This is a genomic window from Microcoleus sp. Z1_A1, from assembly GCF_036700305.1.
GTDB lineage: Bacteria > Cyanobacteriota > Cyanobacteriia > Cyanobacteriales > Microcoleaceae > Microcoleus.
Genome location: NZ_JAUBOR010000037.1, coordinates 43,261 through 50,105, shown reverse-complemented (window position 1 = coordinate 50,105; position 6,845 = coordinate 43,261). Strand labels below are relative to the sequence as shown.

Below are 6,845 nucleotides of genomic sequence, written 5' to 3'. Positions count from 1 at the left end.
CCGTCCAAAAAGGACGGGCGGGACGCCCATCCCACAATAACAATTAAAATTGTAAGTTATTTAATTCGCGATCCTAACTTCCTGATTTTTGCTTAATAAAAAACTGCTCTCATGGCTGAATCTTCCAATTGGACGCACATCCACGCTCAAGTGCACAAGACGCTGCTGTACCGACAAATATTGCCATCAAATCAGCGATTGCTAGTAGCAGTATCGGGCGGACAAGATTCTCTGTGTTTAATTAAATTACTGCTAGATTTGCAGCCAAAATGGGGGTGGAATCTAGCGATTGTTCACTGCGATCACCGTTGGCGTTCTGACTCGGAAGCCTCGGCTAATCATGTAGAACAATTAGCTAAAAACTGGGGAATATCCTACTATTTGGAAACAGCCTGGGACATCCCGAAAACAGAAGCAGCGGCCAGACAGTGGCGATATCAAGCTTTAACCGAAATTGCGATCGCCCACAACTACCCCTACATTGTTACAGGCCATACAGCTAGCGATCGCGCCGAAACACTCCTCTACAACCTGATTCGCGGCAGTGGTGCCGATGGACTTTCTGCCCTCACCTGGAAACGGCCCCTCGCCGATTTTGGATTGCCGATTTTAGACTTTAGATTGCGGAATTCCGGCGAAAATCCCAACTCCCAAATATCTGCCGATTTTAGATTGGAGAATTCAAGTGAAAATTTCCAATCGAAAATCCAAAATCTCAAATCTAAAATCTATTTAGTTCGTCCCTTGCTCGAAATAACTCGATCGCAAACAGGTCAATTTTGTCAAGAGCAAAAACTACCAATTTGGGAAGATTCCACAAATCAAGACTTGCAATATAGTCGCAACCGGATTCGATCGGAATTATTGCCTTATTTGGAAACTCATTTCAACCCAAAAGCCCAACAAGCCCTAGCTCAAACAGCCGAACTCCTGCGCGCCGACGTAGAATATCTCGAACTTGCAGCCAGCGACTTGCTACAGCGAGCAATGTCTCCAATTGCAGACAATATGCAGGTGAATTTTCAACTTCCCGTCAAGTTAAATCGCCCGATTTTGCGGGAAGCACCCCTTGCCTTGCAGCGACGGGCAATGCGGCAACTACTGCAACAAATATTGCCCTCGGCGCCCAGTTTTGAAAGCGTAGAAAAACTAACCAGCTTAATCGTAGCGCCCAACCGATCGCAAACCGATCCATTTCCTGGAGGAGCGATCGGTCGAGTCGAACACCCTTCGATAATTTTACATATTAAATTTTAAGCTGAGAGCAAACTCGAAAGGACTTGCCGCAACTCAGAAACTACCCGATTTTGCTCGTCTCCCGTCTCCTGCACCCGATCGAGTTCCCCCGCCACCGCTTCGAGCTTTTGGCGTAGCGCATTCAAATTGTCCTGCACCGGCTGCAACATTTCTTGATAAACATTCACCCTGCCCCAGAGTTGCGCCACTGCACCTTTCTGGTTGAACAAATTCTGCTCTAACTGCTTGAGTTCGTAGCGTTTCGCCTCACTTTCCCCATTTTGGCGGTTGACATTTGCCTCAATTTGGGATATTGCTTCCTGCACTTGCTGAATTTCGTTTTCCAGTCTTTGCAATTCTTGGCTTTGCTGCTGTCGCTGAGTATTGAGCTGTGCGACAATTGGCCCCAAATCAATATCTCCTCGCTCTTGTTTGGAAGCATTAGCAGTACCCAGCCGCCGCCACAGCACCGCCTGATGCTGCTTTAAAACATCTTCTCGTTCCTGCAACCGGAGGCGCTGTCCCACCAGAGTTTCGTTTAACATCTGATAACTTTCGAGCTCATCTGCCATTTCATTTTCCAAAGCCATGCGATCGTACTCGGAAGCAGCTTGAATTTTCTCTTGCAGCTCCTCGATTGTCTCCCGCTGCAGAGTCAACTCCTCCTCTTGATCGTTAACAAACCGGAACACCTTTTCCAAATCCTGTTGCAGGTGTTGCACCAGCCCTTGTAACTCATCAACAGGCATCTTCTCCAAAGCTGACACATCTACTTTCTGCTCCGTACCCGCAGCACCCGAAGCAGATGCGAGCCTGGAAACTTGCTGGTAAAGCTCCTCAACAGCCCGCACCTGCAAAGACACCGACTGAGCCTGAGCCTGCTTAGCGCTGAGGGTACTTTGCTGTCCTTTAAGCTCCGCCCTAGCCCCGGCCAAAGTATCTTGAGATTGGTACCACTCTTGCCAGCGGTTTTGGAGGCTCTGATTTTGTCGATCGACCTCTTCTTGTTGCTGTTGAGCTATGCTCTGTTTTTGCTCCAACTGCTGCCAGTGCTGATCCAGAATTGCCTGTTGAGCGCCCACGGCACCAAGAGACTGATTCATTTGTTCCCGCACCCCTTGGGCCGAAGCAATTGCCCCTCCCAGCTTCTGCATCAACTCCTGAATCCTCTGGGTCAGCTGCTCATCAACTACTGGCCCCTGCCGAACCTCAGACTGCTGCTGGGCCACCCGTTGCTGCTCGCCCCGCAACTGTTCCCAAGCCGTCTCAATTTCCACGCGACTGCGATCGACTTCTTCTCGCAGTCGGTTAGCTTCATCTCGAGTATTTTCAATTTCCGAGCGCTGAGCCTCCAGCCGCTCCAACTCCTCTTCCATTTGAGCCAACTGCTCTTCGCGGGCTTGCATTTCCATTTCCCGGCGATTGAGTTCCTGACTCGAAAACGTCAGAGAAGCCTTCCACTGTTCAATTTCCTCTTCCTTATCCTTAAACTTGTCCTGCAATCGCGAGAAATTTTGCAGAATGCTCACCAACTGGCGGGCAGCCTCCTGAATCCGCTGCACTTGCTTGCTAGCGCTCAACTCAACCAGCACCAGCGTGCCGTCGTTAAACTTATTAGCTTCCTCAACTGGGATCGCGTCATCACCTGGTACGGCGCTCCAGTTATGTTCGCCCCGCTGACAAGCTAGCAGTTTCAGTTCAGCCTTACCGCCACCGAGACCAAAGCCGCTTCTCTGTTTTTGTACTTCCGCTAGATACAGCACACTAATAGTCCTCTGCTTCGTAAAACCTATCCCAACTTACTTTAAGTTACTTAAAGGCCTAAAAGATAAGTGGTGTTTACTTCCTACGCTGTTGGGTAGACGGCTAATTCCAACATAAGTAGGCTATCCCCCTTAAGCCAAAGGTTCTTGACTAAAGATAACACTGCCTGTGATTTTTAGTCAACTTACCTAAAGTAAACAAGTGTAGGCAAGTAAGGATCGCTTTTTGCCAATTAAGTCTTACTTCTTGGTATTGTTTGCCCAATCGGGGGATAGCATTTTTTCTAACTTTTCTTCAGCACTAACGCATAGCACGTTCTCACGGGAGAACTTCCAGAAATTACGGGCGTCACCAGTTGTCTGGAGGAATGAGACAGCAGTACCAATGCCACTTGATTAAAGACTAGCTCTCACTGCGAAGACTGCCATAGGCTAAAGCTGAAAAAGGTCAGTCCGTCAAAAACTTTCTATTGATTGTACCAGGCTTTAGTTGCGGCTCGATCGTCAGAAAAGCCATCGCTACCCCCAAGCGGACGCCATCCTTCGGCGGACTAGGGATTTGAACCGCGCTGCCTTAGAATAGGGTAATGACGCGAGCCGATGACGCTCGCGGGGGGCGAGCAAAAAGGTCGATCGGCACTGAGGGTGAGAAACTGTAACCAAAATCCTACTCACATCTACTCATTCCTTCTGAAATGAGTAGGGATTGAAGCAGTATATAGCGTGATTCAAAGCGATAGAGAGGTAAAAATGCTGTTAGGCTTCAAAACCGAATTGAAACTGAATAATCAACTTACTCGCACATTGTTAGCCCAGCATTGTGGAGTAGCGCGTCATGCGTTGAATTGGGGATTGTGGTTGACCCCAAATATACTTCACCACAATAAAACCAACGAGAGTGAAAAGCTCAAACTTCCCACAGCTACTGACTTGCACAAACTCTTAGTAGCTATAGTGAAATCAAAAAATCCTTGGTACTATAGCAATCCTCGCATCATTTGTAAAAATATGTAGGGGTAGTGCTACCCCTACTCCCCCTGCCTACCCCAGCCAAGTTGGGGCAACCGGGCGTGGGGAGAGCCCCTACAAGAATTACACGAATCATTTAGGATTGCTATATGAATGCAGCAAGTCTACACCGCAGCAAGCATGAATGGCATTGCGCGAAGCAGGGAAACGGTGTTTTAACAAAACTCGGGGAGTGCCGATATTTAAGAATCAAGGGCGGCGTGACTCTTTCACGTTAAAAAGCGCAGTTAAAATCTTGGGTGACAATAAAATTCAATTTCCTGTTATTGGCATTTTGAAAACTTATGAAAGATTGCCACAAGTATTAACCAAGTCTTGCACGATATCCCGTCAACCCGACAGGTGGTTTATCAGTTGGCGGTTTGACGCCCAACAGCAGGAATCAGGCAATACAAGCATTTTCAGAGTTGACCTCGGCATTAAAGCATTAGCTACTCTCTCAACAGGTGAAGTAATTGCTGGGGCAAAATCCTACCCAAAATATGCAGCCAAAAGGTCAAGAAGGCAAGGGCTAAACCGCCCTAAAATGATCGGTTCAAGCAACGGTCAAAAAGCGCAAGTCAAGATAGCGAGACTGCATAAAAAAATAGCTAACACACGTAAAAATACGTTACATAACTTGACGACATTACTTGCCCAAAATCACGGTTTAATGGTCATAGAGGATTTGAATGTAAGCGGAATGATGGCTAATCATAAGTTGGCTGCGTCTGTTGCCGCTCTGGGATTCTTTGAGTTTCGCCGCCCGTTAACCTACAAATGCGAGTTGTACGGTTCAAAGTTGGTAATTGCTGACCGTTGGTTCCCGTCCAGTAAAACCTGTTCTAACTGTGGAACAAAAAAAGAAACACTTTCCTTGAGCGAGAGAGTGTTTGAATGCTCCTATTGCGGATTGGTGATTGACCGTGACTTAAACGCGGCAATTAATTTGTCAAAAACCGTCAGTTAGGCGGGGATCGTGCCTGTGGACTGGTGAGTTTCGACACCGCCAGGATGAAACAGGAAGTAAGCTTTACAATACTACTGAGTAGACTTGTCTAGTCATGAGTAGATGTGAGTAGGTCTTATGTAACGGAATACAAGGTGAAACTCTACACTTAGAGAATGCCGCGAGTTGCGCGGTTTCAGCTTGTGGACTGGTAGCGCGGCCGAGACCCGGCAGCAAGTATCGCCCTTTCGTCAATTCCCAATTGTGAGATCGGCATCAGCGCGTAAATTATTGACGGAAACTAAAGTCAATGTTTTCGCCAGCACACAGTCTTTCCGATCTCAGACGCCAACGGTTTTAAGGAGGACATTTTAGCTGCATGCAGGGAAATTTGAGTGAAATAGACATCCGCAGCATCCTGCAATTGATTGAGTTAGGCCAGCGAACCGGAGAACTGTTCGTAGAGGCCTACACCTCCACCGGCAGCGGCACGGGTACTCAACCTACCTCGCGCTCCCTTGCAGGACAATCCTGGTATGTCTTCTGCTTCAACGGTCAGATTATTTACGCTACCCAGAGTGCGGGCAGTTTGTTTCGCTTGCGCGACTACCTGCGCCGCTACAAAGCAGATACCGCCCTCGACAAAATCCAAGTTCCCTATATGGCATCTACCAATGCCCCAGAATACGGCTACCTCTGGGCCCTGCTAGAAAACCACATCCTCACCCCAGCTCAAGGCCGCAACATCATCCAGAGCATGATCCACGAAACCCTATTTGACTTGCTCAGTCTCCACCAGGGTTCCTTCACTTTTGAAATGGGCCCAGCTTTGGCTCCTCAACTGACCAGCTTAGAAATTAGTTCGCTCCTGGCCAAGATTGTCAAACAGGTGCAGCAGTGGAAGCAGTTTCACCCTCACATTCAGTCGCCCAACCAATGCCCGGTGATTTCAGATCCCTCCGAGCTGCGAGTCGCGCTGCCTGTCAACACCTTTAATACTCTCAGACGCTGGGCCGACGGGCACACTTCGATCCGCCAAATGGCGCGCTACCTCAACCGAGACGTGCTCACTGTCGCTAAGGCGATTTACCCCTTTGTGCAGCAGGGATTGGTGCAAGTATTTTACGAACCCTCTGTAGCCCCCACCAACAACAAAAAAGAATGGTCGTCCCCAGAAACCAAAGTTCCCAGAGTTGTCTGTATTGACGACGACAATACTATTCGCAAAACAGTCGAGTCAATTTTAAATGAACACGGTTACGAAGCTACTACGATCGGCAATCCCCTCCAAGCCCTGAGTTTGGTGTTTCCACTCAAACCCGATTTAATTCTGTGTGACATCGCCATGCCGGAACTCGACGGCTACGAAATTTGCGCTATGCTGCGTAGTTCTAGCGCTTTCCGGCAGACGCCGATCGTGATGTTGACGGGCATCGACGGATTTATCGATCGCGTTAAAGCCCGCATGGCCGGAGCTACAGACTTTTACACTAAACCTTTTGGTGAAAGCGAGTTATTGATGCTGGTAGAAAAATATGTGGGCCCAGGCTACCCTCGGGTCAATCTCTCGGAAAGATTATTAGACCGATCGCTAGAAGACCAATTAGAAGAAAAATAAGTTTCGCCCCCATGGCATGATGGGAGCTTTTTTGTACCTGCGGTTAGATCGAGTCTCGGCCACCACAAAGAGAAAGCTGGACGTACTATTGGCGATCGCACCATAAACTAGAATGTATAAATCCGCGCGCTGGCATAAGGGCGTCGGTAAAACTCTGTTCAATTTCTAGACCCAAGTGGGTCTAACACGCTCAAAGTGCAAATATAATATACTTGTTCTCCACTTGCAGCCGCTCCGAAAAACTGATGTACAGAGCTACTTATTGCTAGGT

5 protein-coding genes are annotated in these 6,845 nt (G+C 48.2%); 4 read left to right on the top strand and 1 reads right to left on the bottom strand.

Annotated elements, in window-relative coordinates:
• Positions 1-111 precede the first annotated feature (111 nt).
• Positions 112-1,257 (top strand): tRNA lysidine(34) synthetase TilS, encoded by a 1,146-nt coding sequence (tilS, locus tag QT973_RS21105; protein WP_333392106.1) that lies wholly within the window; start codon positions 112-114, stop codon positions 1,255-1,257.
• On the opposite strand, the gene hmpF is transcribed toward tilS, so the two are convergent.
• A complete protein-coding gene (hmpF, locus tag QT973_RS21100; protein WP_333246760.1) occupies positions 1,254-2,999 on the bottom strand; it encodes a pilus motility taxis protein HmpF in 1,746 nt (581 codons plus the stop codon). The genes tilS and hmpF overlap by 4 nt on opposite strands.
• A gap of 723 nt (positions 3,000-3,722) precedes the next feature.
• On the opposite strand from hmpF, the gene QT973_RS21095 reads away from it, so the two are divergent.
• The 3 genes from QT973_RS21095 (at position 3,723) to QT973_RS21085 (ending at position 6,574) form a co-directional block, all read left to right on the top strand.
• Entirely contained in the window at positions 3,723-4,013 is a 291-nt protein-coding gene (locus tag QT973_RS21095) for a helix-turn-helix domain-containing protein (RefSeq protein WP_333056451.1), read from the top strand.
• Between the two features lie 139 nt (positions 4,014-4,152).
• Complete coding sequence (locus QT973_RS21090; RefSeq protein WP_333056450.1) at positions 4,153-4,977, top strand: RNA-guided endonuclease TnpB family protein; 825 nt, start codon at positions 4,153-4,155, stop codon at positions 4,975-4,977.
• Positions 4,978-5,335: 358 nt separating this feature from the next.
• Positions 5,336-6,574 carry a response regulator gene (locus QT973_RS21085; RefSeq protein ID WP_333056449.1) on the top strand — a complete coding sequence of 413 codons (1,239 nt, stop codon included), beginning with the start codon at positions 5,336-5,338 and terminating at the stop codon, positions 6,572-6,574.
• The last annotated feature ends 271 nt before the right edge of the window (positions 6,575-6,845 follow it).